The organism is Cyanobium sp. ATX 6A2, from assembly GCF_024346355.1.
In the GTDB taxonomy this organism is placed as follows: Bacteria; Cyanobacteriota; Cyanobacteriia; order PCC-6307; family Cyanobiaceae; genus NIES-981.
Genome location: NZ_JAGQCU010000008.1, coordinates 92,681 through 118,522, shown reverse-complemented (window position 1 = coordinate 118,522; position 25,842 = coordinate 92,681). Strand labels below are relative to the sequence as shown.

General features: G+C 70.5%; 28 protein-coding genes and 1 pseudogene. 7 read left to right on the top strand and 22 right to left on the bottom strand.

From position 1 onward, the window contains the following. Window positions 1–264: 264 nt before the first annotated feature. The 4 genes from KBY96_RS09390 to KBY96_RS09375 all read right to left on the bottom strand — a co-directional run bounded on the left by KBY96_RS09390 (window position 265) and on the right by KBY96_RS09375 (window position 2,408). The gene (locus KBY96_RS09390) at window positions 265–408 is read right to left on the bottom strand and encodes a high light inducible protein (RefSeq protein ID WP_254979096.1); all 144 of its coding nucleotides are present in this window, start codon (window positions 406–408) and stop codon (window positions 265–267) included. 471 nt (window positions 409–879) lie between these two features. Continuing rightward, window positions 880–1,059: a hypothetical protein gene (locus KBY96_RS09385; RefSeq protein ID WP_254979095.1), complete on the bottom strand. Its 180-nt coding sequence runs from the start codon at window positions 1,057–1,059 to the stop codon at window positions 880–882. 323 nt (window positions 1,060–1,382) lie between these two features. Next, window positions 1,383–1,982: a cation transporter gene (locus tag KBY96_RS09380; protein WP_254979094.1), complete on the bottom strand. Its 600-nt coding sequence runs from the start codon at window positions 1,980–1,982 to the stop codon at window positions 1,383–1,385. 6 nt (window positions 1,983–1,988) lie between these two features. Beyond that, window positions 1,989–2,408, bottom strand: coding sequence for a nuclear transport factor 2 family protein (locus tag KBY96_RS09375; RefSeq protein ID WP_254979093.1), 420 nt, complete (start codon window positions 2,406–2,408; stop codon window positions 1,989–1,991). Window positions 2,409–2,501: 93 nt separating this feature from the next. Here KBY96_RS09375 and KBY96_RS09370 point away from each other — a divergent pair, with 93 nt between their 5' ends. After that, the gene (locus tag KBY96_RS09370) at window positions 2,502–2,624 is read left to right on the top strand and encodes a hypothetical protein (protein ID WP_254979092.1); all 123 of its coding nucleotides are present in this window, start codon (window positions 2,502–2,504) and stop codon (window positions 2,622–2,624) included. Here the strand turns inward: KBY96_RS09370 and KBY96_RS09365 are convergent. Beyond that, entirely contained in the window at window positions 2,621–2,857 is a 237-nt protein-coding gene (locus KBY96_RS09365) for a hypothetical protein (RefSeq protein WP_254979091.1), read from the bottom strand. The genes KBY96_RS09370 and KBY96_RS09365 overlap by 4 nt on opposite strands. 191 nt (window positions 2,858–3,048) lie before the next feature. On the opposite strand from KBY96_RS09365, the gene KBY96_RS09360 reads away from it, so the two are divergent. Together KBY96_RS09360 and KBY96_RS09355 are read left to right on the top strand one after the other, a co-directional pair. Then, window positions 3,049–3,348 (top strand): hypothetical protein, encoded by a 300-nt coding sequence (locus KBY96_RS09360; protein ID WP_254979090.1) that lies wholly within the window; start codon window positions 3,049–3,051, stop codon window positions 3,346–3,348. Between the two features lie 47 nt (window positions 3,349–3,395). Then, a complete protein-coding gene (locus KBY96_RS09355) occupies window positions 3,396–3,875 on the top strand; it encodes a hypothetical protein (RefSeq protein ID WP_254979089.1) in 480 nt (159 codons plus the stop codon). A gap of 6 nt (window positions 3,876–3,881) precedes the next feature. Here the strand turns inward: KBY96_RS09355 and KBY96_RS09350 are convergent, their stop codons facing one another. Continuing rightward, complete coding sequence (locus KBY96_RS09350) at window positions 3,882–6,452, bottom strand: glycogen/starch/alpha-glucan phosphorylase (RefSeq protein WP_254979088.1); 2,571 nt, start codon at window positions 6,450–6,452, stop codon at window positions 3,882–3,884. Window positions 6,453–6,646: 194 nt separating this feature from the next. On the opposite strand from KBY96_RS09350, the gene KBY96_RS09345 reads away from it, so the two are divergent. Continuing rightward, window positions 6,647–8,029: a cation:proton antiporter gene (locus KBY96_RS09345; RefSeq protein ID WP_254979087.1), complete on the top strand. Its 1,383-nt coding sequence runs from the start codon at window positions 6,647–6,649 to the stop codon at window positions 8,027–8,029. Window positions 8,030–8,033: 4 nt separating this feature from the next. Then, complete coding sequence (locus tag KBY96_RS09340) at window positions 8,034–8,576, top strand: methyltransferase (RefSeq protein WP_254979086.1); 543 nt, start codon at window positions 8,034–8,036, stop codon at window positions 8,574–8,576. Here KBY96_RS09340 and KBY96_RS09335 read toward each other — a convergent pair. Then, window positions 8,536–8,844, bottom strand: coding sequence for a hypothetical protein (locus tag KBY96_RS09335; RefSeq protein ID WP_254979085.1), 309 nt, complete (start codon window positions 8,842–8,844; stop codon window positions 8,536–8,538). The two genes, KBY96_RS09340 and KBY96_RS09335, sit on opposite strands and share 41 nt — an antisense overlap. Before the next feature lie 71 nt (window positions 8,845–8,915). Here KBY96_RS09335 and KBY96_RS09330 point away from each other — a divergent pair, with 71 nt between their 5' ends. Then, window positions 8,916–9,854 (top strand): alpha/beta fold hydrolase, encoded by a 939-nt coding sequence (locus tag KBY96_RS09330; RefSeq protein WP_254979084.1) that lies wholly within the window; start codon window positions 8,916–8,918, stop codon window positions 9,852–9,854. On the opposite strand, the gene KBY96_RS09325 is transcribed toward KBY96_RS09330, so the two are convergent. Continuing rightward, entirely contained in the window at window positions 9,784–11,001 is a 1,218-nt protein-coding gene (locus KBY96_RS09325; RefSeq protein WP_261358277.1) for an FAD-binding oxidoreductase, read from the bottom strand. The genes KBY96_RS09330 and KBY96_RS09325 overlap by 71 nt on opposite strands. 17 nt (window positions 11,002–11,018) lie before the next feature. On the opposite strand from KBY96_RS09325, the gene KBY96_RS09320 reads away from it, so the two are divergent. Beyond that, a complete protein-coding gene (locus tag KBY96_RS09320) occupies window positions 11,019–12,539 on the top strand; it encodes a four-carbon acid sugar kinase family protein (protein ID WP_254979082.1) in 1,521 nt (506 codons plus the stop codon). Here KBY96_RS09320 and KBY96_RS09315 read toward each other — a convergent pair. The 14 genes and pseudogenes from KBY96_RS09315 to KBY96_RS09250 all read right to left on the bottom strand — a co-directional run bounded on the left by KBY96_RS09315 (window position 12,469) and on the right by KBY96_RS09250 (window position 25,806). Beyond that, on the bottom strand, window positions 12,469–14,046 hold the full coding sequence (locus tag KBY96_RS09315) for a metallophosphoesterase (protein WP_254979081.1): 1,578 nt from the start codon (window positions 14,044–14,046) through the stop codon (window positions 12,469–12,471). The two genes, KBY96_RS09320 and KBY96_RS09315, sit on opposite strands and share 71 nt — an antisense overlap. Window positions 14,047–14,067: 21 nt before the next feature. After that, window positions 14,068–15,387: a diacylglycerol kinase family protein gene (locus tag KBY96_RS09310; RefSeq protein WP_254979080.1), complete on the bottom strand. Its 1,320-nt coding sequence runs from the start codon at window positions 15,385–15,387 to the stop codon at window positions 14,068–14,070. Window positions 15,388–15,397: 10 nt separating this feature from the next. Next, window positions 15,398–16,438, bottom strand: a complete 1,041-nt coding sequence (locus tag KBY96_RS09305; protein ID WP_254979079.1) for a lytic transglycosylase domain-containing protein — start codon at window positions 16,436–16,438, stop codon at window positions 15,398–15,400. A 31-nt stretch (window positions 16,439–16,469) separates the two neighbouring features. Further along, entirely contained in the window at window positions 16,470–16,970 is a 501-nt protein-coding gene (locus KBY96_RS09300) for a hypothetical protein (RefSeq protein ID WP_254979078.1), read from the bottom strand. A gap of 6 nt (window positions 16,971–16,976) precedes the next feature. Continuing rightward, the gene (locus KBY96_RS09295) at window positions 16,977–17,657 is read right to left on the bottom strand and encodes an MnhB domain-containing protein (RefSeq protein ID WP_315859485.1); all 681 of its coding nucleotides are present in this window, start codon (window positions 17,655–17,657) and stop codon (window positions 16,977–16,979) included. After that, a complete protein-coding gene (locus tag KBY96_RS09290) occupies window positions 17,654–17,911 on the bottom strand; it encodes a hypothetical protein (protein WP_254979077.1) in 258 nt (85 codons plus the stop codon). Before KBY96_RS09290 ends, KBY96_RS09295 begins: the two co-directional genes overlap by 4 nt. Beyond that, window positions 17,908–18,312, bottom strand: a complete 405-nt coding sequence (locus KBY96_RS09285; RefSeq protein ID WP_254979076.1) for a Na+/H+ antiporter subunit E — start codon at window positions 18,310–18,312, stop codon at window positions 17,908–17,910. The genes KBY96_RS09290 and KBY96_RS09285 overlap by 4 nt, the downstream gene beginning before the upstream one ends. After that, window positions 18,300–19,829 (bottom strand): proton-conducting transporter membrane subunit, encoded by a 1,530-nt coding sequence (locus KBY96_RS09280; protein ID WP_254979075.1) that lies wholly within the window; start codon window positions 19,827–19,829, stop codon window positions 18,300–18,302. The genes KBY96_RS09285 and KBY96_RS09280 overlap by 13 nt, the downstream gene beginning before the upstream one ends. Beyond that, complete coding sequence (locus KBY96_RS09275) at window positions 19,826–20,218, bottom strand: cation:proton antiporter subunit C (protein ID WP_254979074.1); 393 nt, start codon at window positions 20,216–20,218, stop codon at window positions 19,826–19,828. The genes KBY96_RS09280 and KBY96_RS09275 overlap by 4 nt, the downstream gene beginning before the upstream one ends. Before the next feature lie 49 nt (window positions 20,219–20,267). Further along, window positions 20,268–21,236 (bottom strand): annotated as a pseudogene (locus tag KBY96_RS09270) (PQQ-dependent sugar dehydrogenase); the annotation flags it as partial. Window positions 21,237–21,308: 72 nt separating this feature from the next. Beyond that, window positions 21,309–22,145, bottom strand: a complete 837-nt coding sequence (locus KBY96_RS09265; protein ID WP_254979073.1) for a transglutaminase family protein — start codon at window positions 22,143–22,145, stop codon at window positions 21,309–21,311. A 109-nt stretch (window positions 22,146–22,254) separates the two neighbouring features. Further along, on the bottom strand, window positions 22,255–23,004 hold the full coding sequence (locus KBY96_RS09260) for an NYN domain-containing protein (protein WP_254979072.1): 750 nt from the start codon (window positions 23,002–23,004) through the stop codon (window positions 22,255–22,257). After that, complete coding sequence (locus KBY96_RS09255; RefSeq protein ID WP_254979071.1) at window positions 23,001–24,338, bottom strand: (Fe-S)-binding protein; 1,338 nt, start codon at window positions 24,336–24,338, stop codon at window positions 23,001–23,003. Before KBY96_RS09255 ends, KBY96_RS09260 begins: the two co-directional genes overlap by 4 nt. A gap of 25 nt (window positions 24,339–24,363) precedes the next feature. Further along, on the bottom strand, window positions 24,364–25,806 hold the full coding sequence (locus KBY96_RS09250; protein ID WP_254979070.1) for an NADP-dependent isocitrate dehydrogenase: 1,443 nt from the start codon (window positions 25,804–25,806) through the stop codon (window positions 24,364–24,366). Window positions 25,807–25,842 lie beyond the last annotated feature (36 nt).

Sequence of the window (25,842 nt, the reverse complement as noted above, 5' to 3'; positions counted from 1 at the left end):
ACTGGCTGCGCCAGTTGTAGATGGTCTGCGCTGTGATCCCGGTGTCACGGGCGATCTGGGCCACGCTCTGGCGGTTGGGCGGGCTCATCCGGATACGGACGGCTTCCCGCTGAGCGGCGTCATAGGGCGGTTGCATGCTCGTCGGTTGGGCCCCCAGGTGGACGGGTCAGACCGAGCGGACTTCTTTGCTGACACTGGGGGGGTCGCTGGGGCGGGACAGCACGGAGGCCACCATGGCGGTGGAGTAAGTAGCGGACATGGCGATCAACCCAGGCCGATCTGGGAGAGGATGCCCTGGCCGGTGAGCAGCTCGGTGCCGAGGCCGATCACGAAGCCGAGCATGGCCAGGCGACCATTCCAGGTTTCGGCGAAGGCGCTGAACCCGAAGCGGGGAGTGATGTCGGCCATGGAGGTGACAGAGTGTTGCGTGGACTGTAACAGGATGTAACGAGCGCGGCGCGGGTCGGGCCCTCGGTTCAACCCGTCGAGCCTCGACGCCGCCTGTCGACACCGAGATGCTCGTGTCCACAGGTTGGCTGCCGCAACGCCAGCCATCGCTGCTGCGTCCAGAGCACCGATCTCGGCCGAGAACCAATGCTGCGAGCTGGGACGTTGTTGTTCATGGCGCCGTAGCCCGGCGTGCACAACCCAGCCAGTTGCACCAAGCTGCGCAGCTGCCGCAGGCCTGCGGGAGGCAGTGAGGGACGGACGGTCGGGTTCGGGCGTGTTGGCAGGCCTCTGTGGAGGGCCCAAGCGCCAGCCTTCGGGCAGCGTGCTGCGAGCTCTTGACAGGTCGAGAAGCATTAAGTCCCTGCTGTTGGGGTTAGGCCTGGCCTGCTGCCTGGGGTATGGACGACGATGCGCCCAATCCTGAAGCCCTCAGTCTCCAATCTTCCTGTCTAGCCACTGCGTTGCCACGTAAACGCCGATAAACATTGGCAGATATACGATCCACATGTTGGGAAGATTCAGCTCAGAGTTGTTGATCAGAACAAGGCCAGAATAACTGATTACGCCATAGATCAAGGCTCTGCGCAAAGGCCCGGCAAGCTTCTTCAAGTGGGATCCAGTAGTGGCGTTGCTCTAAGGTAACTGCAGCAGAAATGTTGACAGCCTGCCCAGGCTGTTCAATCAACGGCTCCCGCCTCACAGTGGCCTGCGGGCCCCACCTTTGCAGGGATCAGCCGGGAGGGGTTTTCAAAACCGGATCAGCTCCGCGCGCAGTTCGCATCGGGAGGGGGCATCCGAACTGGGCTCAGGTTGGCTGCCTGCTCGATGTGCGCAGCTTTTTGTGGATCCACTGCGCTGCAAGCGACTCGGGGTGTTCTGAGCCTTCGGTCGCGGGTTCCAGTCCCGCCAGCAACGTCTGCTGCTCTGCAGGCTCAGCCCGTGGCGCTCAGGCGCACCTCCTGGAGGATCCGCAGCCCGCCGCTCAGCACCAGCAGGCCGATGGCCAGGCCGATGATCAGGTCGGGCAGGGGGCTGCCGAGCAGGGCCACCAGCAGGCCGGAGAAGATCACGCCGAGGTTGGCGAGGGTGTCGTTGCTGGAGAAGATCAGCGAGGCGCGCATGTGGATACCGGCGCGGCGGTGACGGAACACCAGCGCCAGACAGAGCAGGTTGGCCGTCAGCGCCAGCAGGCCCACGCCCATCATCAACCCGCTCACCGGCTCACTGCCCTGCAGGGTGCGGCGCAGCACATCTGCCAGCACCAGGAGGGCCAGGCCGATCTGCAGGATGCCGCTGACGGCGGCGGCGCGGCGCTGCCGCCGCAGGCCCCGCCCCACGGCCAGCAGGGCCAGGGCATACACGCCGGCATCGGCAAGCATGTCGAGGGAATCGGCGATCAGGGCGATGGATTCGGCGCGGATACCCCAGCCGAGTTCAACGACGAACATGGCGGCGTTGATCAGCAGCACCCACCAGAGGGTGCGCCGCTGCAGCTGTGCGGCGGTGGCGGAGTCGCAGGCGCAATCAGGCATCGGCCTTCAGCTCACGAAGCGCCGGTAGAGCCAGCGCACGAATCCCCCCAGCACCGGCACCGGGCCGAAGGTGGGACCCACGAAATCGAAGTAGTCGCGGTGATCCACGATCTTGTCCGCGTCGTTGAGCAGCAGGCGCGTGGCGCCGGGATAGATGAACTCCACCCCCTTGATCTTCAGCCCCATTTCCCATTCCACGAAGGCGGTGGCGCCCGTGATGGCGATGGCGCCGGGCTTGAGCAGCACGTCGTCACAGCGCTGGAGCAGGTCCTCCTGGGCCTTCAGATAGGCGTCGATGCCGTGGTGCTCCTGGGTGGGGTCCTGGAAGTGCACGGCCGCGTCGTATAGCGCCCGCCACTGCTCGGCGCTGGGGCCGGGGGCGCCGTAGGGCTTGGTGAACAGGGCCTGCAGGCTGGCGGCATCCATGGCAGTGGGAGCGACGGGGCGCCGCGGGTCCGGGTGAACGAGCCTCCATTCCACCGGATGATCCACGGCAGTGCGGGCCTGCCAGCCTTGGCGATGACGTTTGCCGCCTCGCCCCAGATCACCGCCGCCGTGAGTGACGATCTCTGCGGCCTGATCGAGGAGCAGCTGGGGGTGCCGGCCGCCGCCCGTACCTACATCGAATTCGCCGCCGCCTAGGGCGACCTGTGGGGCTGGAATCGGCGTACGTTCGGATGAACTTGCCCTGAGGCGCTGCGCTCAGCGGCGCTCGAGGCCCGCCACCCACTCGCGCAGCTGCTCGCCCGCCAACTCGCGGCCAGCGACCCGAGCACCAGCCCGAAGGCCAGGCCCACGATGTTCGGGGCCACGCCGATCTGGGGCAGGGCGGCCACCACAAAGCCCAGCACCAGGATGCCCAGGGTCCCGCTCAAGGGCTGGACGCTCCAGGACTCGATCGGGGGATGGGGCATCAGCGCAGCGGATAGCATCCGCACCCTGAGCAGAAGCTCTGCTGGTGTCACCTGCTCTGAGATGTTCGCAGCGTTCCGGTAGTGAACACTACCTGTAGTGCGGTGGAGGAAACGGCCACCGCCGCTAGCGTGTGCCCAGGCACTTCACCCCGATGACCCAGCTGCACGATCTCAGGCTGCGTCTTCTGGTTCAGCAGGAAACCGAGCGAATCCTCGACAGTCAGCCCGATGAACTCGACCTCTCGGTGGTTCAGGCCCGGTGTCTCTGCTGGCTGGCCCTGCTGATCGAAGCCCACGAGGAGCAGGCCTGTGATGCCGAGCGCCGCGGCGACACCGAGCAGGCCATGGGCTGGTTTGCCGATTCGATGCGCCTGCGCGACGTGATCAACGTGGTGACCTCAATCGAGATCCCCCTGCCAGCCGCCGACGAATCCGACGAAACGGCCACCTGAAGTGATCCCTGATGCCATGATGGGGGTTGCGACGGATAGGGAGCTCGGTGCCCGAAGAGCCCTGCCAGTGCCCTGATTGCCAGCGTTTCTATCGGGAGCACGACCGACTGATCCGCGAGAATCCCACCCTGCGCCAGCAGCAGGAGCTCAACTGGGCTGCCCTGCAGTCGTTCCGCACCCTCGCCGGTCGGGTGATGGAGGAGCTGCAGAAGCGCCAGGACGCCAGCGAGGCCCAGCCCTCAGCCGATGCTCCGGCTGAGGCTGCTTCGGCTGCCGCCGTCTCGACCGAGGCGGACACAGAGCCCGACGCCATGCAGCAGGCCCTGGCCGACCTGGAGAACATCAACGCCCACCTGTTCTCGATCGAAGCGCTGATGGAGCGCATCTTCGATGTGCGTGTACCCGAGGAGGTGGAGCGCACCTTCCGCGAGCAGGCCGGGGAGCTGGCCCCCGACCCGCTCAACGCCGACCGGCTACGGCTCAACCGGCTGCTGCACCAGACCCCCGATCTGCCCGATCGGGGCTGAGCCCGCTCAGGGCTGATCCATCTCGCAGGTGATCGTCACCGGATAGGGCTGGGCGTCCCAGATGCGCTCGGCGTATTCGCGGATCGAGCGGTCGGAGGAGAAAAAGCCAGTGCGGGCGGAATTGAGCAGGGCCATGCGGTTCCAGCCCCGGGGATCGGCCCAGGCCTGGTTCACCGCGTTCTGGGCCCGCACGTAGTCCTCGAAATCGGCCAGCACGTAGAAGGGGTCCTGACCGGTGAGGTTCTGCAGCAGCGGCCGGAACAGGTCGCCGTCGCCGTCGCTGAAGTGGCCCTGCTCGATCAGGCGCAGCACCTCCCCCAGCTCGGGGATCGAGCTGATCCACTCCCAGGGCCGGTAGCCCTCGGCCCGCAGTTCGGCGATCTGCTCGGTGGTGCGGCCGAACAGGAAGAAGTTCTCGGCACCCACCTGCTCGAGGATCTCCACGTTGGCGCCATCGAGAGTGCCGATCGTGAGCGCTCCGTTCATGGCGAACTTCATGTTGCCGGTGCCTGAGGCCTCCTTGCCAGCAGTGGAGATCTGCTCAGAGAGATCAGTGGCCGGATACACCTTCTCGCCCAGCTTGACGCTGTAATCGGACAGGAAGATCACGCGCAGACGCCCGTCCATGTCGGGATCGGCGTTCACCGTGTCGGCGATGCCGTTGATGAAGCGGATGATCAGCTTGGCCATGTAGTAGCCCGGTGCCGCCTTGCCGCCGAAGATCACGGTGCGTGGTGGCAGATTGTCGCCGGCGCCGCTCTTGATGCGCAGGTAGTGGGCAATCACCTGCAGGGCGTTGAGGTGCTGGCGCTTGTATTCGTGGATGCGTTTCACCTGCACGTCGAACAGCGATGCCGGATCAACCAGCACGCCGGTGTGACGCTCGATGTACTGAGCCAGGTGGGTTTTCACCGCCAGCTTGGTGTTTCCCCAGCGCTCCAGGAAGCCGTCGTCGTCGGCATAGGCCTCCAGCTGACGCAGCTGGTCGAGGTCCTTCACCCAGCCATCGCCGATGGCCTCGGTGATCAGGCGGGTGAGGCGAGGGTTGGCGAGGGCCAGCCAGCGTCGCGGGGTGACTCCGTTGGTGACATTGGTGAACTTCTGTGGCCACATGGCCGCGAAATCAGGGAACAGATTGCGCTTCACCAGATCGCTGTGCATGGCCGCCACACCGTTCACGTGGTGGCTGCCGATCGTGGCCAGGTGGGCCATGCGCACCGTCTTCGGGCCGTCCTCATCGATGATCGACACCCGGCGCAGCACCTGGTTGTCACCGGGGTAGCTCAGCCGCACCTGTTGCAGAAAACGGCGGTTGATCTCGTAGATGATCTCCAGATGGCGCGGCAGCAGCGCACCCATCAGGTCCACGCCCCACTTCTCCAGCGCCTCCGGCAGCAGGGTGTGGTTGGTATAGGCGAGGGAGGCGGTGGTGATCGCCCAGGCCTGGTCCCACTCGAGGCGCTTCTCATCGAGCAGCAGCCGCATCAGTTCCGGCACCGCGATCGAGGGGTGGGTGTCGTTGAGCTGCACGGCCCAGTGCTGGGGGAACTCCTGCACGGGAATGCCGCGGGCTTCGAGGCTGCGGATCATGTCCTGGAGCGAGCAGCTCACGAAGAAGTGCTGCTGCTTGAGCCGCAGGCGCCGGCCCTCATCGGTGCCGTCGTTGGGATAGAGCACCTTGGAGAGGGTTTCGCTGCCCACCTTCTCCTCCACGGCGCCGTAGTAGTCGCCGATGTTGAAGGCGTAGAAGTCGAAGCTCTCGGTGGCGTCGGCCCGCCACAGCCGCAGGCGGTCGCAGGTGTTCACCCGGTAGCCCAGCACCGGCACATCGTGGGGGACGCCGATGGCGTGCTCGGCCGGGATCCAGCGGCTGCGCAGCACGTCGTCCTCGTCGCGGTAGGTCTCGGTGCGGCCGCCGAAGCCCACGAAGCAGGCCTGATCGGGCTGGGGCAGCTCCCAGGGCCAGCCGCCCTTGAGCCATTTGTCGGTGATCTCCACCTGCCAGCCGTGGCGGATCAGCTGATCGAAGATCCCGAACTCGTAGCGGATGCCGTAGCCGGTGGCCGGGATCTCCAGGGAGGCCAGCGATTCCAGGAAGCAGGCCGCCAGGCGCCCGAGGCCTCCGTTGCCCAGTCCCGGTTCCTCCTCCACATCGAGGATCTCGCCGATGTCCTGGATGCCGAATCCCTTCAGGGCCTCAGCCGCCGCCTCCTGGATGCCGAGCATCAGCAGGTTGTTGCCCAGCTGGGGGCCGATCAGGAACTCGGCTGACAGGTAGGCCACCACGCGGGTGGGGGTTTTGCGCAGGGCCTCCAGGCCGGCCAGGTAGCGGGTCATCAGCCGGTCGCGCACCGCGTAGCTGAGCGCCATGTAGAGGTCGTGGCGACTGGCGGTGGGGGCGAGCTTGCCGAGTGTGTAGAAGAGGTGCTCGGTCATGCCGTCGAACACCTCGCTGGCGCTGAGACCGCTGCGGGGAGGGTCGGCGTAACAGCCCGGAGTCGGCAGGCGCAGGTTGGCCGGTCGGCTGGGGCTGGGCCGCTCGGAGGGGATCGCTGTGATCGGGTTTGCCTGCGTCATGCCACACCTGCACTTTGCGGACCGTAGCCACGGCTGCCACGGCCAACCCCCTCCGGCGGCTAGTGATCAGCAAGCGAACACCGGCACGCGACCTGCCCGGGCGCCTGGCTGCCTTGCCGCCAATCGCCTTAAGGTCGGGCCCGCTCTCGCCGTCCCTGTTGCTGCCCATGCAGTTGCCCATGGCTCTTTTGCCGATGCCGCTGTCACCGATGCCCGCCCTGGCCATGGCTCCATCGCTGCTGCTGGAGGTGGGCAACCACCAGATCGAGGTGGTTGAAACCCTCATCGGGGTTGGGGAATTCCTGGTGATCTTCGTGGCGGCGCGCCTGCTGGCCGAGCTGATGGTGCGCATCCAGCTGCCCACGATCCTGGGCGAACTGGTCGCCGGCGTGCTCATCGGCGTGTCCGGTCTGCACCTGATCGTGCCCCCCGAAACCCAGGCCCAGCTGAGCGCCTGGCTGTTGTCGCTGGTGGGCTCCCTGGCTGAGGTCTCGCCGGACACCGTGCAGGAGATCTACACCGAAACCTTCCCCAACCTCACGGCGCTTTCCGAGATCGGCCTGTTCGCTCTGCTCTTCCTCACCGGCCTGGAGAGCGAGCTCGACGAACTGGTGGCGGTGGGCATGCAGGCCACCACCGTGGCGGTGACCGGGGTGGTGCTGCCCTTCGCCCTGGGCACGGCCGGCCTCTACTACCTCTTTGACGTGCCGCTGATCCCGGCGATCTTCGCCGGGGCGGCGATGACCGCCACGTCGATCGGCATCACCGCCAGCGTGTTCGGGGAGCTGAAGTTTCTCAAGACCCGCGAAGGCCAGACTGTGATCGGCGCCGCCGTGCTAGATGACATCCTCGGCATCGTGATCCTGGCGGTGGTGGTGAGCCTGGCCGGTGGCGGGGCCTTCACCTTCGGGCCGCTGCTCAAGCTGGTGGCCGCCGCCGGGGTGTTCGTGGCCGCCGCCCTGTTTCTCAGCCGCACCGCCGCTCCCGGCTTCGACTGGCTGCTCGACCGGCTCAAGGCTCCCGGCGAGGTGGTGGTGGCCTCCTTCGTGGTGCTCTCGCTGTGCTGCTTCGCCGCCCAGGCGATTGGCCTGGAGGCCGCCCTGGGCGCCTTCGCGGCTGGCCTGATCCTCAGCGGCTCGAAGCACACCCACGACATCGATGCCGCCGTGAAGCCCCTGGTGGCCCTGTTCGCCACCATCTTCTTCGTGCTGATCGGCACCGGCATGGACCTGGGGGTGCTCAATCCCCTCAACCCCGACAACCGCGAGGGGCTGATCATGGCCGCCTTCCTGCTGGTGGTGGCGATCGCCGGCAAGGTGGTCACCGGCTGGAGCTACATCAGCAAGGAGAAGACCAACCGGCTGGTGGTTGGTCTGGGGATGATGCCCCGCGGCGAGGTGGGCCTGATCTTCCTGGGTCTGGGCACCCAGGCCGGACTGCTCACCAAGCCCCTGGAGGCCGCCATCCTGTTGATGGTGATCGGCACCACGTTCCTGGCGCCGATCCTGCTGCGGGTGGCGCTGCGCGACAACAGCGGAGGGCCCGACCTGGACCCCCTCGCCGAAATCCCCACCTGATCCGGTGCCACGCTCCCTGCTGGAGCTGGCGCGGCGCTGGGGCCTGAGCTGGGGAGGGTGGCTCGACAACCGCCGCGGTGAGTGGTGGCTGCTGGCCCAGCTGCTGCTGATCACCGCCCACCTGCTGCCCGCCTGGCCGGCGCCCGGTTCCTGGGGCTACGCCTGGCCCCTGCCCCTGGCTCTCAGCGGTGCCGTGCTGTTGCTCCTGGGTGTGCTGCTGGCGCTGCGGGCGTTTGTGCGGCTGGGGTCCAACCTCACGCCCCTGCCCGAACCGATGGCCGATGCGGCCCTGGTGACCAGCGGTGCCTACGCTCGCTGCCGCCACCCCCTCTACCAGGCTGTGCTGCTGTGCTCGCTGGGCATGGCCCTGGCCCTGGGCAGCCTGCTGCATCTGGCCCTGCTGCTGGCCCTGGTGGCAGTGCTGGGCGGCAAGGCCCGCCGCGAGGAGCGGGCCCTGGAGCGCCTCCATCCCGAATACGCCACCTACCGCAGCAGCACGCCGGCGATCATTCCCCGCTGTCCCTGGCTTGACTGGCGAGTGCTGTGAAGGCCCCCCAGCCGGCGGCGATCAGGCCCAGGCTGCTGGCCCAGCCGGGGCCCAGGGCCCAGCTCAGGGCCAGGTTGGTGAGGGCCCCGATGGCCAGGGCCAGCAGCAGGCTGCCGGCCACCAGCACCACCTGCTGCAGGCTCTCGGGCAGGTCGCCCTCGGCCAGGGCGGCCTCCAGGCGGCCCAGGGGCAGGCTCAGGGGCAGGTAGAGCGCCAGGGCCCAGAAGGCGGTGCCGGGCAGCAGGGGAATCCAGTGGGGCACAACCATCGGGCACAAGCTTGGAGAGGGGGCGGCGCCTGCATGAGCTCCTTAGCATCGACTGCCTGAGAGAGACCGTGGTGAGCGCGATCACCGTTGAAGCCTGGCAGCATCTCGGCCATGGCGTGCATGCCGTGAAGGCGGGCCCGGAGCACCCCCGGGGACCGGCGCTGCTGCTGGTGCACGGCTTTGGCGCCTCCACCGACCACTGGCGCTTCAACATCCCGGTGCTGGCCCAGCGCCATGAGGTGCATGCCATCGACCTGCTGGGCTTCGGGCGCAGTGCCAAGCCCGCCGGGCTGGCCTATGGCGGTGCCCTCTGGCGCGATCAGCTGGTTGCCTACGTGACCGAACGCATCGGCCGGCCCACGGTGCTGGTGGGCAATTCCCTGGGCGGCTTCTCCGCCCTGGCGGCCGGGGTGGCCCTCGGCGAGCAGGCGGCCGGGGTGGCGCTGCTCAATGCCGCCGGTCCGTTCAGCGATGAGCAGGCGCCGCCGCGGGGCTGGGGGGCCATCGCCCGCCAGACGATCGCTGGTGCCCTGCTGCGCAGCCCGGTGCTGCAGCGGCTGCTGTTCGAAAACCTGCGCCGGCCCGCCACCATCCGCCGCACCCTCAACCAGGTGTATGTCGACCGCAGCAACGTCGATGACGCCCTGGTGGAGGCGATCCGGCGCCCGTCCCTCGACCCAGGGGCGTTCGGGGTGTTCCGCACGGTGTTCGACATTCCCCGCGGCCAGCCCCTCGACGAACTGTTTGCCCAGCTCAGCTGCCCGTTGCTGCTGCTCTGGGGCATCCGCGATCCCTGGATCAACGCCGCCGGCCGCCGGGCGGCGTTCCAGCGCCACGCCCCGGCGGCCACCACCGAGGTGGTGCTGGAGGCCGGCCACTGCCCCCACGACGAGGTGCCCGAGCAGGTGAATGCCGCCCTGCAGGAGTGGCTCGATGGCCTCAAGGCAGGGGCTGAACCCCTGGCAGCCGCCCCCGCGCCAGCTGCTGTTTCGGATCGAACTGCCGCTTGAGCGCCTCGATCAGCGGCCGCGAGGGGGCATCCAGCCAGGCGGGGATGGCCGCCCCGGCAGGTCCGGGCGGCTGACACAGCACGGTGAGTTGGCCCCCCAGTTCCTGGCAGCGGCGGCGCAGGGCCTCCACCCGGTAGGCCGGCATGGACGCGGCCGCGGCCCAGAGGTCGCCCAGGCCGCTGCCGGCGCCGATCACCGCGCTCAGGCCACGGAGTTCCGGGGCCTCCAGCAACGCCGGCACGCGGGCGGGGAGCACGCCGGCGCGCAGCAGCCAGCCGGGCCGGGGCGTGGTCGCTCCGCGGCCCAGCTCCAGATGGACCTCCAGGCGTTCGGGCGCGAGGGTCTCAACCCGGATGCCGGCCTCTGCCGCCTGCTCGCCGATGCAGGCGATCTGCTCCTCAAGGGTCTGGGGGCTGATGCTGGCCAGGCTGATCAGCAGCGCCGCCCCTTCGTCGCTGGTGGCGCCGGCCAGGGTGTGGCGGTGCCAGTCGAGTCGCTCGGGGCTGAGGCTGGAGCCGAGCAGCCAGCGGGCCAGGGGCTGCAGCTGCCTGAGCGCACCGCTCAGCCAGAGGCCGCGGCGCTGGGGCGGCAACGGCTGGGTGCGCAGGGTGACCTCGGTGATCAGGGCCAAAGAGCCCCAGCTGCCGCACAGTGGCCGCATCAGGTCGTAGCCGGCCACGTTCTTCACCACCTTGCCGCCGGCGCGGGCAGCGGTGCCGTCGGCCCGCATCAGGCCGATGCCGATCAGCTGGTCGCGCACGCCCAGGTAGCGCTGGCGGTAGCCGCCGGCCAGACCCCGGGCCACCAGCCCGCCCACCGTGCCGGCGCCCAGGCCGTTGGCCGTGGCGGGGGCATGGGTGCCCCAGGGCCAGTCGAGGGACAGCCACTGCCGGTGGCGGGCCAGCTCCTGCTGCAACCCCACCAGTGGTGTGCCCGCCTGCACGGTGACGGTGAAGTCGCCCGGGTTGTGCTCCACGATCCGATCCAGCCGCGCGGTGCTCAGCACCAGCGCCTCGCTCTGCCCCGGCCCAGGCTGCACCGGCGGCCCCCAGTCCAGCCGGCTGCCGCTGCCGGCCGGCAGCCAGGGCAAGGCCTGCCGGTGCAGATCCCGCACCAGCTCCTGCAGCTCGCGGGGCTCAGGGCGCATCACGGCACGATGGTGCCATGGCCGCCGTTCCCCTCAAGATCGTCGTCTTCGACGACGACCCCACCGGCTCCCAGACCCTGCACAGCTGCCCGCTGCTGCTGCGCTGGGATGCCGCCAGCCTGCGTGCCGGCCTGGCCAATCCCTCGCCGTTCCTGTTTCTGCTGGCCAACACCCGTGCCCTCGATCCGGATGCGGCCGCTGCGCGCGTGCGCCAGATCTGCCGGGCCCTGGGGCCGGCCCTGGAGGCGGCCCGCAGCGAGGGACTGATCGGGCGCTGGTTGCTGGTGAGCCGCGGCGATTCCACCCTGCGCAGCCACTTCCCCCTGGAGGTGGAGGTGATCGCCGCCGAACTGGGCGGGACCGGTGGCGTCGACGCCACCCTGCTGGTGCCGGCCTTCCTGCCCGGCGGCCGCAGCACCCGCGCCGGGGTGCACTGCCTGCACGGCGAGCCGGTGCACACCACCGCCTTCGCCCGCGACCGGCTGCTGGGCTACCGCAGCAGCTTTCTGCCCGACTGGGTGGAGGAGAAGAGCGGCGGGCGCATCCCGGCGGCCTCCGTGGAGCGCCTCAGCCTGGCGGAGCTGGATGCCGCCGCCGGGGGCCCGGGCTTCACGGAGCTGTGCCAGCGGCTGGCGGCGCTGGCGGGCAACCGCTGTCTGGCTGTGGACGCGGAGCGGCCGCAGCAACTGGCGGCCCTCGGCGCCGCGGTGCGGGACCTCACCGGGCCCGCGGCCGCCGCGCGCTGGGGCCGGCCGCGGCGGTTTCTGTTTCAGGCGGCCGCCAGCCTGCTCAACGCCCTGGCGCCGATCGGCCCCCAGCCCCTCGCGCCAGCGGCCCTGGCGGGGCTCCGCCGCCGCGGCCCCGGCGGCCGCTGGCTGCCGGGCCTGGTGCTGGTGGGTTCCCACGTGCCCCTCGCCGATGCCCAGCTGGAGGCCCTGCTGGCCGGGCCCGGCTGCAGCGGCATCGAGCTCGAGGTGGCCAAGCTGGCCCGGGTGCTGGAGCGGCCGCTGCCCGCCGAGCTCCTGGCCTCGCTGGAGCGCGGCTGGCTGCAGCGGCTGGAGGCGCAGCTGGCCGCCGGCCGCACGCCGGTGCTCTTCACCAGCCGGGGGGAGCTGCACTGCCACTCGGCCGGCGAGCGGCGCCGGCTGGGACTGGAGCTGGCGGCCCTGATGGCTCGGCTCGCCGCTGCCCTGGCGCCGCGCCTGGGCTACCTGATCAGCAAGGGCGGCATCACCACCCACACCCTGCTGGCCGAGGGGCTGGGGGCCTCTCTGCTGGAGCTGCAGGGTCAGCTGCTGCCGGGGCTGTCGCTGGTGCGGCTGCCCAGCGGCGATCCAGCCCTGGCGGCCGGCCTGGCGGGCCTGCCGGTGCTCACCTTCCCCGGCAACCTGGGCGCTGCCGGCAGCCTGCGCCAGGCCTGGGAGCTGATGGAGCACCCCCAGGCGCTCACAGCGCTGCCGCAGCCGCTCACAGCTGGATCGGTTCCAGAGGCCGGCAGTGCCAGCGGCCGGCGGCCCGCTCCGCCACCAGCGGGGTGAGCGTGAAGCGCGGCGGCGACCCGGCGGCCACATCCACGCGCAGGCCGGAGTAGCGGCGTTGCAGCGCGGAGCCATGGCCATGGCGGCCATGGAAGAAGTGGCTGCGGGCCAGCGGGCTGCCGTCTGCGGCGTGCAACTCGGGCCCCTGCAGCCGCTGGCGGCGCAGGCTGTAGCCACTGCCGCCGCACACCACCCAGGGGATGCCGGCATCGCCGCGGCCGTTGTCGGCCACCCGCACCAGTTCCAGGCAGTGGGCATGGCCGCTGAAGGCCAGATCCACCAGCGGCCGGCCCTCCCGCCGCTCCCCCAACCTGGTGGCCACCCGATCGAACACCCGCTGCAACTGGCAGCGCACGGCCAGGGTCTGGGCCTGGTTCCACTTGGTGGCCTCGGTGACGTAGGGGGGGTGGTGGAGCACCAGCAACCGGCCGCGCACCGCCGGGTTCTGCCAGGAGGCCAGCAGCTGGCGCTCGAACCAGGCCAATTGCTCGCCGTCGAGCGCCGGGGGCCGGCCGGCGCGGGCGGCAGCGGCGCTGGCAAGCTGCTTGTCGATGTCGCGGATGCGCTCATCGAGCTCCTCCGCCAGGCCCAGGGCATCGGCGCGGCTGTCGTCGGCCTGGTCGTCGTGGCGGCCCGTCAGCCAGTCGCCCCCCAGCTCGCGCAGCAGCACCGCCTGTTCGGCCTCCAGGGCCTGGCGGTGCTGCAGCAGGGTCTCGCGCCCGGCGCGATCGCCGACTCCGGCGAGGGGTTGGTTGAAGGTGTTGGAGTCGAGGGCGAACAGGTCGATGCCGGCCCAGCGGCTGGCGTAGTAGCGGTGGGGCAGGCGCGTGAACCGCCCGGGGCGGTAGAGCAGGGCGCGGCCGCCATCGGCGCCGTCGGCCGCGGCGCTGCGGGTGGAGGCCAGGTGGGCCTTCAGGCTCTGCTCCGGCACGGCGGCCAGCCGGTCTACGAAGGCCTCGCTCCAGGCCTGGCCGCAGAAGGAGCCGTGCCAGCCCACATCGAGGTTGACCCAGGGGCGCAGCAGGCGCCTGGGCAGGGCCGTGAGCAGCGACAGCAGCGCCAGGGGCAGCGGCAGGTCGTAGTAGTCGTGGTTGCCGAGCACCGGCAGGAACGGCCGCCGGAACACCAGTTCGCTGTGGCGCAGCTGCCGCCAGTGCTCGCCCCCCACCAGCCACTCGCGGTAGGGGCGGATGAAGTTGCGGCGGTATTGCTCGCTGGAGCCCACCAGGTACACCACATCGCCGGTGTGGAGCAGGAAGCGGGCGTCTTCGCCGTGGGCCAGGAGCAGCTCGGCCACCAGCCGCTGGGGGTCGTTGCGGCCGCGGCGGCCGGTGCCGCTGTCGCCGATCACCAGGAAGCTGAAGGCCTCGCTGCCGCCCGGGTCCCCCTCCAGCACCAGCCGGCAGGGGTCGATGCCGGCAGCCGCCAGGGCCGGATGGCCCCAGCGCACCCGCTCGGCCATGCGCCGGATCTTGGAGGCGATGCCGGCTTCGCTGGCGAAATTCATGGGGCAGGGGCTGCGCCGGGATCAGGCCGGGGATCGGGTCAGGGGGGTGATCACGCTGAGCGATTCGGGACGGCAGCGGATGTGAACGCTGTCGGTGGTGATCATCTCGCCGTCGACCACCAGTCGCTGGGGGGAGTCGGTGACGATGTGAATCTCCCTGGCCCGCAGGCCGAGCAGGTCGGGGTGGCTGGTGGGTGACTGCACCACCGCCGAGGTCATCAGCGCGGCCAGGGCATTGAGGCCCTGCAGCCGGTTGGCGGGGGTGGCCACGGTCACCTCCAGCAGGCCGTCATCGGGAATCACCTCGCCGAAGCCCTGGGCCAGCACCGAGGTGCCCGGGGCCACGTTGGCCACGGTGATGGCGGCGGCCTGGAGCTCGCTGGTGGTGCCGTCGATCGTGAGGCTGGCCTGGAAGGGCTGCTGGCTGAGCAGCTGCTGGGCCCCTGCCAGCACGTAGGCCAGGGTGCCGAGGCGGTTCTTGAGGTCGCGGCTGGCCCGCTCCACCATGCCCGCCTCGAAGCCCAGTCCCGCCAGCAGCACCATCGGGGTGTCGTTGCAGAGGGCGGTGTCGAGCCGGCGCTCGTGGCCCACCAGCAGCACGCGGCAGGCCTCGCTCAGATTCAGCGGAATGCCCAGGGCGGAGGCGAAGGCGTTGGCGGTGCCGCGTGGGATCACCCCCAGGGGAATGGCGGTGCCCGCCAGCACCCCGGCCACGGCCGAGACGGTGCCATCTCCGCCACAGGCCACCACCATGGCGTCGCTGGTGTCCCCCTCGCCCCGGGCCTCGATCAGGTTCACCAGTTCGCGGGTCTGCGCGGCCGGATCCCCATCCGCGCGGGTGAGCACCACGCTCATCAGCAGCTGGGGCTCGAGCAGGGAGCGGATGCGGGCCAGGTCAGCGGTGGGATCGCCGTTGCCCGCCACCGGGTTGAACAGCAGGTAGGCCAGCCGACTGCGGCCCAGACCCCGCAGGGCCAGATCGGCGCTGGCGGGGTTCAGGGCCAGGGGGGTCCGGGCGATGGCGCAGGCGCGGATCAGCAGCGCCGCGTCGGGCTGGCTGTGGGCCGGGGTGCCGGCAGCGGGGAAGGCCACCACGGCCCCAACCTCGCCGCTGAGCACCAGGGCGGCAGCGCGGATGTCGGCACCGGCGGAGAGACTGCCCAGCTCGTGCCGCTCACTGAGGCTGAGGCCGGCGATCGCCGGCCGGCTGGCGATCGCCTCGGCCAGTTCACTGTTGGCCAGCAGCCGGTAGCCGGTCAGCACTGACAGATGCCGCTTCAGCCAGTCGAGCATGGGTTCGGGTGCCGCCGCCTCGGCCAGCAGCACCAGGGCGTTGCTCATTGGGCTGGGTTCATCGGGGCGGGCCGCTGGCGGGCACCTGCTGCAGATAGGCGCTCACCGAGATCGGCCCGTTCTGGGTGTAGCCCACAGGCAGCCAGAGGTCACCGGCCACGGTGTTCACGTGGATCTCCCAGTGGTAGAGGCCGATGTAGGCCTGGGGATCATCGCGCAGCAGCGAGGCGTAGAGGAGAACGGCGCGGCCGTAATAGTCGCTGTTGTTGTAGCCCCACAGCCCCTTGCGGATGTCCTGCAGGCCCCCGCGGCGCACCAGGTAGCGGGCGGCGGCCTGGATGGCGTCGTGGGGATCACGGATGTCGCCCGCTCCCACGCCGGGCTGGGCCCAGGTGGTGGGCAGAAACTGCATCGGCCCGTGGGCGTTGGCCACCGACACGCCATCGATGCGGCCCATGCCCGTTTCCACCAGGTTGATGGCCGCCAGAACCTCCCAGTCGATGCCGGTGGCGGCAGCGGCCTTGCGGTAGTGGGCCAGCAGCTCCTCGGCGGGGGCGGGCGGAATGATGCGCCAGGCCGGCAGGGCGGCCAGCGGCCGGCTGCGGCGCTGCATGGTGAGGAACTCCCGGCGGGCGGCCAGGTGGCGTTCAGCCACGCCGCGCCAGGCCGGATCCAGCGCGGCCAGCACCGCTTCCGACTGGGCGGGCTGCTGGGAGAGCTGGCGGTAGATCACCTGCTGCTGGTGGCCCAGCCGCGGCAGCTGCTCGGCGGCGGTGGTGGGATCGCGCAGGGCCGTTTCCACCGCCGTGAGCAGGGCGGCCAGCTCGGCCGGATCGGCCGGCACCAACGGGTAGTGGCGGTCATCGGCCAGGCGCGGCAGCGAGGGATCCTCCGGCAGGGTCACCTGGGTGGGCTGAGCAGCCTCCGTGGGATCGCCGCTCTCGTTGAGGGCCAGGGCGCTGAAGCGCAGCGCCGGCCCCAGGGCCAGACTGCCCAGCACCGCCAGGGCCAGACCCCCGCCGGCCAGCCGCCAGCCCGTGGCCGGCCGCCAGCCGCGGGCCGGGGGCCGGAGGCTCGGTTGGGGCTGGCGCTGGGCCATGCGGGGCAGCTGCTTCGGCATTTCGTCGACGCTACCGGCTCCGGCCCGGGGCGCCCGCCGCACGCTCGAAGCTGGGGTCGAGCAGGGCAGTGGTTTCGATGCAGAGCAGCAGGGCGTCGGTGGCGGCCCGGCGATCGAACTGGCCGAGCACCAGCCCCTGCTCGAGGGCCTCCAGCCGCGCCCGGGCGGCCAGGGCGCGGCCCACCTTCTCCTCCAGCCGGCTGGTCTGCAGCAGCTGGGTGGATACCGAGGCCACCACCGAGGCCGCCGAGGCCAGGCCGCAGAGCAGGCGCCAGGAGGGCACCGACAGATTCAGGGCTTCAGTGAGACCGGTGGTGAAGGCCTGGCCCCCGAACGTGGGAGCGGCGGTCAGCAGCGCTGCGGCGCTGCTGAACAGGATCGAGGCGTTCACGAGTTGCCGGCGCTGGGGCAGCGAGCGGCGCAGGAAGCGATCGAGCTGGGCGCGCCGGCTGCGCATCTGTTCGATCAGTGGATCCGGCAGTGGATCCGGGCTCACCTCCGGGGTGGTCATGGCGATTCAGAGCAGGCCGCGGTAGCGGATGAACATCTGCACCATCGTCCAGGAACCCAGCGTCACCTTCACCGCCATCAGGGCGTTGAGGATCGGGATCCAGCCGCCGCTCTCCAAGGCCCCGAAGTTGCCGCGGGGCAGGTTGAGCCCCTCCAGGCTGAGGAAGGCCAGCACGATGAACAGCAGCACCGCCAGCTTCTCGATCAGCTCGGTGCGCTCCAGGTTGCGGTGGGTGGCCTCTTCGGACGGCAGCGGGCCATGGCCGGATTGCACGATCAGCAGCAGGGCCAGGGCGGTACCCCCCGCCACCCCGGCGGCGAACCCGCCCCCGGGGGAGAGGTGACCGCGCAGGGCCAGTTCCACCGCCACCAGTGCCGCCATCGTGGCGCCCAGCCGGCAGAGCACGAGCACGGCGGGGTCATCGAGGCCGTGGATGCGGGCTTGGGGGTGCTCGCCGCTGAGCATCCACACCACCCCCATCGAGGCCAGGGTGAACACCACCACCTCGGCCACCGTGTCGTAGAGGCGGGTGTACAGGAGCACACCCGACACCAGGTTGGGCACCCGGGTCTGCTCGCTGAGTGCGGTGATCAGCGCCCCGTTGGCAGCGGTGTCAGGCAGGGCCTGCAGCAGGGGCGCCAGCGCCACCGCCACGGCCGCCAGCACGTGCAGGGAGCGCAGGCTCATGGGCTCGGCTGCTCCCGCTCCCGCAGCAGGTTGGCGATCAGCAGGATGCCGGCGTTGCCCACGCTGAGCACCAGCACGCTCACCAGGGCCGGCATGGGGTCGTCGCGCACCACCGCCACCACCAGCATCACCAGCGCCACCTTGGTGGACAGGCTGGCGAGGGCGGCCAGGCGATGCCAGAGCTCGCGCGTGCGGCAGGCCACCGCGATCGGGATCAGCAGAGCCAGCACCATGCCGTCCACCAGCCAGGTCATGGCGCCCGCTCCGGCGTGAGGGTGTGCACGTGGTAGTGGCGTCCGGCAGGGTCCATCTCCAGGCAGATGCTGAAGGGGGTGAGGGTGATCGCGAACACCTCCAGGAACATCAGCACATCGTTGCGGCGGCCGTTGCCGGGCACCAGGTCGCAGCACTCCCGCAGCGGCCGTCGTGTCAGCAGCAGTGCGGCCTGGTGGAACGCCTGGGGAATCGCCACCAGCACCGCGCCCACGGCCACAGCCAGCTCGCGCAACGGCACCCCCCTGCTGCTGTGGAGGGGCAGCAGCAGCGCCACCGCTGCACCGATGAGCACGTTCAGCGTGCGGGGATCCTGGGTGAGCAGCATCCAGATCCCCACCCGCAGGGCCACGTTGAGCAGCGCCGCGATCACGCCTGCCACCCCAGCAGGGCGAGCAGCACCGCCGCGAGCATCACGATGGCCCCGAGCAGTTCGTCGAGCCCCTCCAGCTGGGGCCGCCAGGCCGGCGCCGGTACCGGCGCGGAGACCGGGGCGGATGCAGAAGCGTGGAGCAGGCGGTGCAGCATCAGACCGGCCGCGAAGACGGACGCGCTCTTCAGCATCGCGCCGGCCAGTTCCTGGGGGTCCATGGCCGTCCACAGCGGCAGCACCCAGGGGCTGGCACTGAGCAGCACCAGGGCGCCCACCAGCACGGTCGCGCCGGTCGCCGCCGCGGGAGTGGCTCCGGCGTCGGCATGGGCGATGCCGTGCGGGCTTCCTGCCGGGGTGCTCAGCGTTGCCAGCGGCGGCCCCCAGATCCGGGCGTACACCGCCACCGTGCCTGCGCCGAGGGCCGCTACCAGCCAGCCGGCCGCACCGGGCAGCTGGCTGCTGAGCTGCTCCTTGGCCAGGAATCCCAGCAGCGGCGGCAGCCCGGCGATCGAGAGGGAGGCGAGCATCAGCGGCCACCACAGGCGGGGCGCCAGGGGCCGCTGGCGCCAGCCGGCCAGGGCCGGATCGGGGATGTGTCGGGCGAGCAGGAACAGGGCGGCCTTGGCCAGCCCGTGGCCGAGGGCGTAGAGCCCCCCCACCGCCGGCAGGATCACCACCAGGCCCATCTGCGCCAGGGTGCTCCAGGCCAGCAACCGCCGCAGGTCGGGTTCCAGCAGGGCCAGCAGCACCCCGGCGGCTGCGCTGGCGATGCCCAGCCAGCGCAGCACAGGCAGCAGGCTGACGGCCTCGGCACTGATGCGCAGCAGCGGCACCACACCGGCGCTCACCACGGTGCCGGAGAGCAGGGCCGACACCTCCAGCGGCCCCTCGGCGTTGGTGCGCGGCAGCCACAGACCGGCCACGAACACCTCGGCCTTGGTGAGCAGTGCCACCGCCAGCAGGGCGAGCACGAGGCCACCGGACTGGCCCACCGCGGCCAGAGCGAAGCTGTGCTGCTCGAGGTAGAGCAGGGCGCAGCCGATCAGGAACAGCAGCATCACGGTGTTGCTCACCAGCATCAGCCGCAGGCCCAGCCACACCTGCCGGCGGCCTCCACCCAGCACCAGCAGAAGGAAGGCGGCGATGCCCACCACTTCAAGGGCCACATAGATGCTGATCAGGTCGGCGGCGACGATGGCGCTGTTGACGCTGCCGTGCAGCACCAGCAGCAGCAGCGGCCATGCCTCCCGGCTGGGTCGCCCCCAGCCGTCGAGCAGCACGGCGGCGCACACCAGAGCGTTGAGCAGCAGAAAGGGTGCGGCCAGGACATCGGGCTGGATCGTGATGCCCAGCGGACCGAGCAGCTGCAGGCTGGCCGGCAGCCAGCTCTGCTGGGCCGCCAGCGCCATGGCGCCGGTGCCCAGGCAGGTGACCAGCACGGCGAAGCGGCCGATCACCGGCAGCAGGGCGGCCAGGAAGGCCGCCAGCAGCGGCAGCAGCAGCCAGGCGATGGTGATCCCGTTCATGGCTGTCCAGCTCGCGGCCCGGCCGCTTCCGGCTCGTCGAGTTCGGCCACATCGAGGGTGGGATCGCGGCTCGCCAGCAGCGTGGTGGCCAGCAGCAGCAGCGCCTGCACCGAGAAGCCGATCACGATCGCGGTGAGGATCACGGCCTGGGGGATCGGATCGGCGTAGGCAAGCGCGGCCTGGGGATCCACCACGGGGGTGTCGCCGTGCAGGATCGGTGTGATCAGGCCGTCGCGGGCGGCGATCAGCACGAACAGGCTGATCACGGCGGTGCTGGTCACGTCCATCGCCAGCACTTTCAGGAACAGGTTGCGGTGCCGCAGCAGCCCCACCAGGCCCGCCAGCACGGCAATCAGCACCAGCAGCTCGAGGAGGCGAAAGGCGGTCATGCCCGGGTGGCGCGGCGCTCCAGGTTGTCAGCACAGCTGGCTCGCCCGCTCACCGGGGCTCCAGGCGGATCAGCTGGCCGTCGCCGGAGCTGTCGGTGAGCACATAGAGCAACCCATCGGGGCCCTCACGCACGTCGCGCACGCGGCTGCCGATGGGGATCGTCTCCTCGCGCACCACCAGGCCCTCGTCGTCGAGGTGAAGCCGGTGCACCGCGGCCGACACCAGCCCGCCGGCGAAGAGCTGATCGCGCCACCCGGGCACCGTGCGGCCGCTGGCCACGGCCAGGCCGGACGGGGCGATGGCGGGGGTCCAGACCCGGCGCGGATCCACCATGCCCGGGGCCGTGCGGGTGGGGGTGATCTCGGGGCCGCTGTACTCACGGCTGTGGGTGACCAGGGGCCAGCCGTAGTTGGCACCGCGCTTCACCAGGTTGAGCTCATCGCCGCCGCGGGCGCCGTGCTCGCTGGCCCAGACGCGGTTGCGCGCCGGGTCGTAGGCCAGCCCCTGGATGTTGCGGTGGCCGAGGCTCCAGACGGCGGGATGGGTGCCGGCCTGGCCCCTGAAGGGGTTGTCGGCCGGAATGCTGCCGTCGGCATTGAGGCGCAGGATCTTGCCCAGGGCGCTTGCTGGGTTCTGGGCCTGCTCGCGGATCAGGGCGCCATCGAGCTGCAGCGGTGGGTTGCCGCCGTCGCCGATCGACACCAGCAGGGTGCCGTCGCTCAGCCAGAGCAGGCGCGAGCCGAAGTGCTGGCTGCCGCGCTTGGGCTGGGGCACCTCGAACAGCACTTCGAGGTTGGTGAGGGAGCGGCCGTCGAAGCGGGCCCGGGCCAGCCGGGTGTGGTTTGCCTCCGGGGTGCCGGCGGCGTAGGTGAAGTACACCCAGCGGGTGCCGGCGAAGCGCGGGTGAACGCTCCCAACGAGCAGCCCGCCCTGACCGGCGGCCAGAACTGCGGGCACGCCGGCGACCGGCTGGGGATCGAGCACGCCGTCGCGCACGATCCGCAGTCGGCCGGGCCTCCGGCGGCTCCGCCCGGGCGCAGCCGCCGCCCACGAGCAGCACCCCGGCGAGCACCAGGGCGGGGGCAGCGGTCACGGCGCCAGAGCGGCCGCGGGCTCCGGCGTGGCGATCTCCTCGGTGATCACCTCGAAGCGGAGCAGCTGGTGCTCGCCGAAGGAGAGCAGGAAGGGCACATCGCCGGCGTCGCGTCCGCGGGCGATCAGCACCCGGCCGCAGCGGGGGATGTTGTGGCGGGCGTCGAACACATACCAGCGATCGCCGAGAAAAGCCTCGAACCAGGCGGAGAAATCCACCGGTGCCTCGCCCATCGGGATGCCCGTGTAGCCGAGGTAGCCGGTGCAATAGCGGGCGGGGATGTTGAGGCAGCGGCAGAAGCTGATGGCCAGGTGGGCGAAGTCGCGGCACACCCCGGCCCCATCGGCGAGGGTGTGGCTGGCGGTCTTGTGCGGTGCCACGGCCTGGTAGTCGAAACGGATGCGGTCATGCACCCAGTCGCAGATCGCCTGCACCCGCTCCCACCCCGGGGGGGTGGCCCCGAACTGCTGCCAGGCCAGGGTCATCACGGCCGGTGTGTCGCAGTAGGCGCTGGCGGTGAGGAAGGGGTAGGTGTCGATCGGCAGCGACTGCACCGGGCACTGGGGGGCTGAGGGCTCCACGGGGTCGGGGCTGTCCGGGCAGGTGATGGCTGTGGCGTAGCGAAAACGGGTCACGCCGCTGGGGGTCACCATGCGGCTCCAGCGGTTGCCACTGCGATCGGTGAGTGCCTCGAGGGTGCGATCGGGATCCAGCTCCACCCGCTCGGGGGCCTGCAGATCAGGCAGCAGCCCCATGTGGGGACGCACCAGGGTCAACACCGGGGTGGGCGCCTCACACTGCAGCTCCAGCAGGCAGCCAAGGGAGAGGAGCACGGAAGCGGGCGGAGCGACAGGTTGGCTCCATTCTCGTGGCTGGGGGTGGCCGGCGGGACTGCCGCCCGCCGCTGTGCCAGGGAGCGCGCACCGGCCTCAGGTTTCCGTGTCAGCCCCCTCTCACCTGTACGAACAGGTGCATCTGCTGGCTGCCGGGGCTCATCGGCACTTCCTTCACGGTGAGGTAGGTCTGGCCCTTCACCAGTTCACTGAGCTTGCGGAAGCCGTAGTTGCGGGCGTCGAAGGAGGGGTCGTTCTTCTGCAGCAGGCTGCCCACCATGCCCAGCGGCGCCCAGCCGTCCTCCTGGGTCACGGCCATGATCGCCTCGCACAGGAACGGCTTCAGTTCCGGGGCGCTGTCGTCGCTGCTGTCGCTCGCCGGCCGCCGGCCGCTGCCGCCGGTAGCGGTACTGCCGCTCCCGCGCTTGAGGATGTCGGTGTAGAGAAAGCGGTCGCAGGCGGCCACGAACGCCTTCGGCGTCTTGCGCTCGCCGAAGCCGATCACCAGCAGCCCCTGCTCGCGGATGCGGGTGGCCAGGCGGGTGAAGTCGCTGTCTGACGACACCAGGCAGAACCCATCCACCCGGCCGCCGTGCAGCAGGTCCATGGCGTCGATGATCAGGGCTGAATCGGTGGCGTTCTTGCCGCTGGTGTAGCTGAACTGCTGCACCGGCACGATCGCGTGCACATTCAGCACGTCTTTCCAGCTGCCCAGCTGCGGTGTGGTCCAGTCGCCGTAGGCCCGCTTCACCGAGGCGGTGCCCACCTGGGCCACCTCGGTGAGCAGATCGCTGATCACCGACGCCTGGGCGTTGTCGGAATCGATCAGCACCGCCAGGTTGGGCGCTTCGCGGCTCATGGTTCGCTCGTGCCCGCCTGCCAGCTGCGCTGCAGCAGCTCCAGCGGGTGCAGCACCGGCAGCGGCTGTTCCTGCCCGGCCATGTGCTGGCGGATCTGCAGGGTGCAGCCGATGTTGGCGCTCACCGCCAGCGCGGCGCCGGTGCCGGCCAGGTCGGCCGCCTTGATCCGGCCCAGCTCCGCCGCCTCCATGGGCTGCACCAGGTTGTAGATGCCGGCACTGCCGCAGCACACGCCCGCCTCCACCGCCTCCTTCACCCGCAGATGGGGGATCTGGCGCAGCAGCTGGCGGGGCTGCTCGCGGATGCCCTGGCCGTGCAGCATGTGGCAGGCGTCGTGGTAGGCCACCGCCAGCGGCCGCTCGGCGCTGGCCGCCGTGCCGTCGGCGTGGCTCAGGGGTGCCAGCCGGACCTGGAACGCCTCGCTCAGCCCCAGCCGGGAGAGAAACTCGTGCGCGTCCTGCACCTGAGTCGCAAACCGAGAGCCGCGCTCGGCCCAGCCCGGCTCCTCCGCCAGGATCGAGCCGTAGTGCTTGAGCGTGTGGCCGCAGCCCGAGGCCGCAACCAGCACTGCATCCAGCGGCCCCACCGCCTCGAAGCTCTTCACCAGGGCGCTTGCCAGCTCCCGCGTCTGGCGCAGCTCGCCCTGGTGGTGGGTGGCGGCGCCACAGCAGCCCTGCTGCTGTGGGATCACCACCTCGATGCCGTTGGCACTGAGCACCTCCAGCGCCGCCCGGTTCACGGCCGGATCGAACAGCCGCTGCACGCAGCCCAGCACCAGCCCCACCCGTGCCCGCCGCTCCCCCACGGCCGGCACCACCTGGGGAAAATCGTCGCGGAAGGCCTCGGGTGCCAGGGGCGGCAACAGCCGCTCCATCGCCTCGAGCTGGGGCCCGAACAGCCGGGTGAATCCGCTGCGCCGCACCAGGGCCTGCAGTGGCGTGCCGGCGTAGGCCCGCAGTGGCCTGAGCACCGCCCGCAGCCGCTGCGGGTAGGGCAGCAGGGCGAACAGCAGCCGGCGGAAAGCGCGCTGGACCGGCGTGCGCAACTCCGGGGCGTTGAGTTTGGGGCGGGTGGCCTCGATCAGCTGGTCGTAGCGCACCCCCGAAGGGCAGGCGGTGACGCAGGCCAGGCAGCCCAGGCAGCTGTCGAAGTGCTGGGCCACCGTGACATCGAGCTGCAGCTCGCCGGCCTCGATCGCCTTGAGCGCGTGGATGCGGCCCCGCGGCGAATCCATCTCCGTGCCAAGCACCCTGTAGCTGGCGCAGCTGGGCAGGCAGAAGCCGCAATGCACGCAGGGGTCGGTGACCCCCTCCGGTAGGCCGGGCAGTGTCATGGCCTGAGTCTGCCCGGCCCGGCGCTCAGCCGCCGAAATGGCGCACCACGGCATCGGCAAAGCCGCTGCAGCTCACCGGCTCCACCCGCGGCTCCATCAGCCGGGCCAGGTCGTAGGTGACCTCCTGGTTGGCGATGGCGGCGCTGATGCCCTGGGTGATCAGGTCGGCCGCCTCCTGCCAACCCAGGTACTCCAGCATCATCACGCCGCTGAGAATCACCGAGCCGGGGTTGATGCGGTCGAGGCCGGCGTGCTTCGGGGCGGTGCCGTGGGTGGCCTCGAAGATCGCCGCGTTGTCGCCGATGTTGGCGCCGGGGGCCATGCCCAGGCCGCCCACCACCGCCGCCGCCGCGTCGGAGATGTAGTCGCCGTTGAGGTTGAGGGTGCAGAGCACGGAGTACTCCTGAGGCCGCGTCTGGATCTGCTGGAAGATGCTGTCGGCGATGCGGTCGTCCACCAGCACCATGCTCTTCCACTTGCCGTAGCCGTGGCTCTCGCCGATGGCGGCCAGCACCCCCTTCACCTCCTCGTCCACCGCCTGCTTCTTCTCGGGGGTGAGGCTGTCGTAGCCGGGCTCGATCAGACGGGCGTTGTCCTCGATACTGAGACCGTGGTTGCGCGCCAGGTTGTCGAGGATCCAGCTCTCCCGCTCGGTGACGCACACGTCGCGGAATTCGCTGGTGGCCAGCTCGTAGCCCCAGTCGCGGAAGGCCCCTTCCGTGAACTTCATGATGTTGCCCTTGTGCACCAGGGTCACGTGGCGCTTGTTGCCCAGCAGGCCCAGGGCGTGCTGGATCGCCTTGCGCACGTGACGCTGGGTTCCCGCCTTGCTCACCGGCTTGATGCCGATGCCGGAGCCCTCGGGGATGCGGCGGTTGCCGAGTTTGCCGTTGGCCGGGATCACCGTGTTGTTGAGGTGCTCGATCAGCTCCAGACACACCGGATCACTGGCCTCCCACTCGATCCCCATGTAGATGTCCTCCGTGTTCTCCCGATACACCACCACGTCCAGGTCCTCGGGGCGCTTGTGGGGGCTGGGGGTGCCCTCGTAGTAGCGGCAGGGGCGCACGCAGCAGTAGAGATCGAAGATCTGACGCAGGGCCACGTTCAGCGAGCGGATGCCGCCGCCGATCGGGGTGGTGAGGGGCCCCTTGATGGCCACGCCGTACTCGCGGATGGCGGTGAGGGTGTCCTCCGGCAGGTACTGGTAGGTGCCGTAGCGCTCGCAGGCCTCGTCGCCGGCGTACACCTTGAACCACTCGATCCGGCGCTCGCCGCCATAGGCCTTCGCCACCGCCGCATCCAGCACCTTCTGGGTGGCGGGCCAGATGTCCACCCCGGTGCCGTCGCCGCGGATGAAGGGAATGATCGGGTCGGCCGGAACGATCGGCTGCCCCCCCTCAAACCGGATCGGGGTGCCCGCCGTGGGGGGGGTGAGCTTCTCGTAGCTGGCGGAGCCGGTAGCCATTCCTGCGGCACAGACGCAGCGCCGAGATTAGGTTTC

Coding starts and splice junctions, on each gene's coding strand:
- KBY96_RS09320 (WP_254979082.1), top strand. CDS start 11,019: ATGGCCGCCGTTCCCCTCAAGATCGTCGTCTTCGACGACGACCCCACC.
- KBY96_RS09325 (WP_261358277.1), bottom strand. CDS start 11,001: ATGCGCCCTGAGCCCCGCGAGCTGCAGGAGCTGGTGCGGGATCTGCAC.
- KBY96_RS09310 (WP_254979080.1), bottom strand. CDS start 15,387: ATGAGCAACGCCCTGGTGCTGCTGGCCGAGGCGGCGGCACCCGAACCC.
- KBY96_RS09290 (WP_254979077.1), bottom strand. CDS start 17,911: ATGACCTGGCTGGTGGACGGCATGGTGCTGGCTCTGCTGATCCCGATC.
- KBY96_RS09315 (WP_254979081.1), bottom strand. CDS start 14,046: ATGAATTTCGCCAGCGAAGCCGGCATCGCCTCCAAGATCCGGCGCATG.
- KBY96_RS09335 (WP_254979085.1), bottom strand. CDS start 8,844: ATGGTTGTGCCCCACTGGATTCCCCTGCTGCCCGGCACCGCCTTCTGG.
- KBY96_RS09360 (WP_254979090.1), top strand. CDS start 3,049: ATGACCCAGCTGCACGATCTCAGGCTGCGTCTTCTGGTTCAGCAGGAA.
- KBY96_RS09305 (WP_254979079.1), bottom strand. CDS start 16,438: ATGGCCCAGCGCCAGCCCCAACCGAGCCTCCGGCCCCCGGCCCGCGGC.
- KBY96_RS09255 (WP_254979071.1), bottom strand. CDS start 24,338: ATGACACTGCCCGGCCTACCGGAGGGGGTCACCGACCCCTGCGTGCAT.
- KBY96_RS09350 (WP_254979088.1), bottom strand. CDS start 6,452: ATGACGCAGGCAAACCCGATCACAGCGATCCCCTCCGAGCGGCCCAGC.
- KBY96_RS09300 (WP_254979078.1), bottom strand. CDS start 16,970: ATGACCACCCCGGAGGTGAGCCCGGATCCACTGCCGGATCCACTGATC.
- KBY96_RS09375 (WP_254979093.1), bottom strand. CDS start 2,408: ATGGATGCCGCCAGCCTGCAGGCCCTGTTCACCAAGCCCTACGGCGCC.
- KBY96_RS09295 (WP_315859485.1), bottom strand. CDS start 17,657: ATGAGCCTGCGCTCCCTGCACGTGCTGGCGGCCGTGGCGGTGGCGCTG.
- KBY96_RS09250 (WP_254979070.1), bottom strand. CDS start 25,806: ATGGCTACCGGCTCCGCCAGCTACGAGAAGCTCACCCCCCCCACGGCG.
- KBY96_RS09280 (WP_254979075.1), bottom strand. CDS start 19,829: ATGAACGGGATCACCATCGCCTGGCTGCTGCTGCCGCTGCTGGCGGCC.
- KBY96_RS09390 (WP_254979096.1), bottom strand. CDS start 408: ATGGCCGACATCACTCCCCGCTTCGGGTTCAGCGCCTTCGCCGAAACC.
- KBY96_RS09260 (WP_254979072.1), bottom strand. CDS start 23,004: ATGAGCCGCGAAGCGCCCAACCTGGCGGTGCTGATCGATTCCGACAAC.
- KBY96_RS09345 (WP_254979087.1), top strand. CDS start 6,647: ATGCCGCTGTCACCGATGCCCGCCCTGGCCATGGCTCCATCGCTGCTG.
- KBY96_RS09275 (WP_254979074.1), bottom strand. CDS start 20,218: ATGACCGCCTTTCGCCTCCTCGAGCTGCTGGTGCTGATTGCCGTGCTG.
- KBY96_RS09380 (WP_254979094.1), bottom strand. CDS start 1,982: ATGCCTGATTGCGCCTGCGACTCCGCCACCGCCGCACAGCTGCAGCGG.
- KBY96_RS09370 (WP_254979092.1), top strand. CDS start 2,502: ATGACGTTTGCCGCCTCGCCCCAGATCACCGCCGCCGTGAGTGACGAT.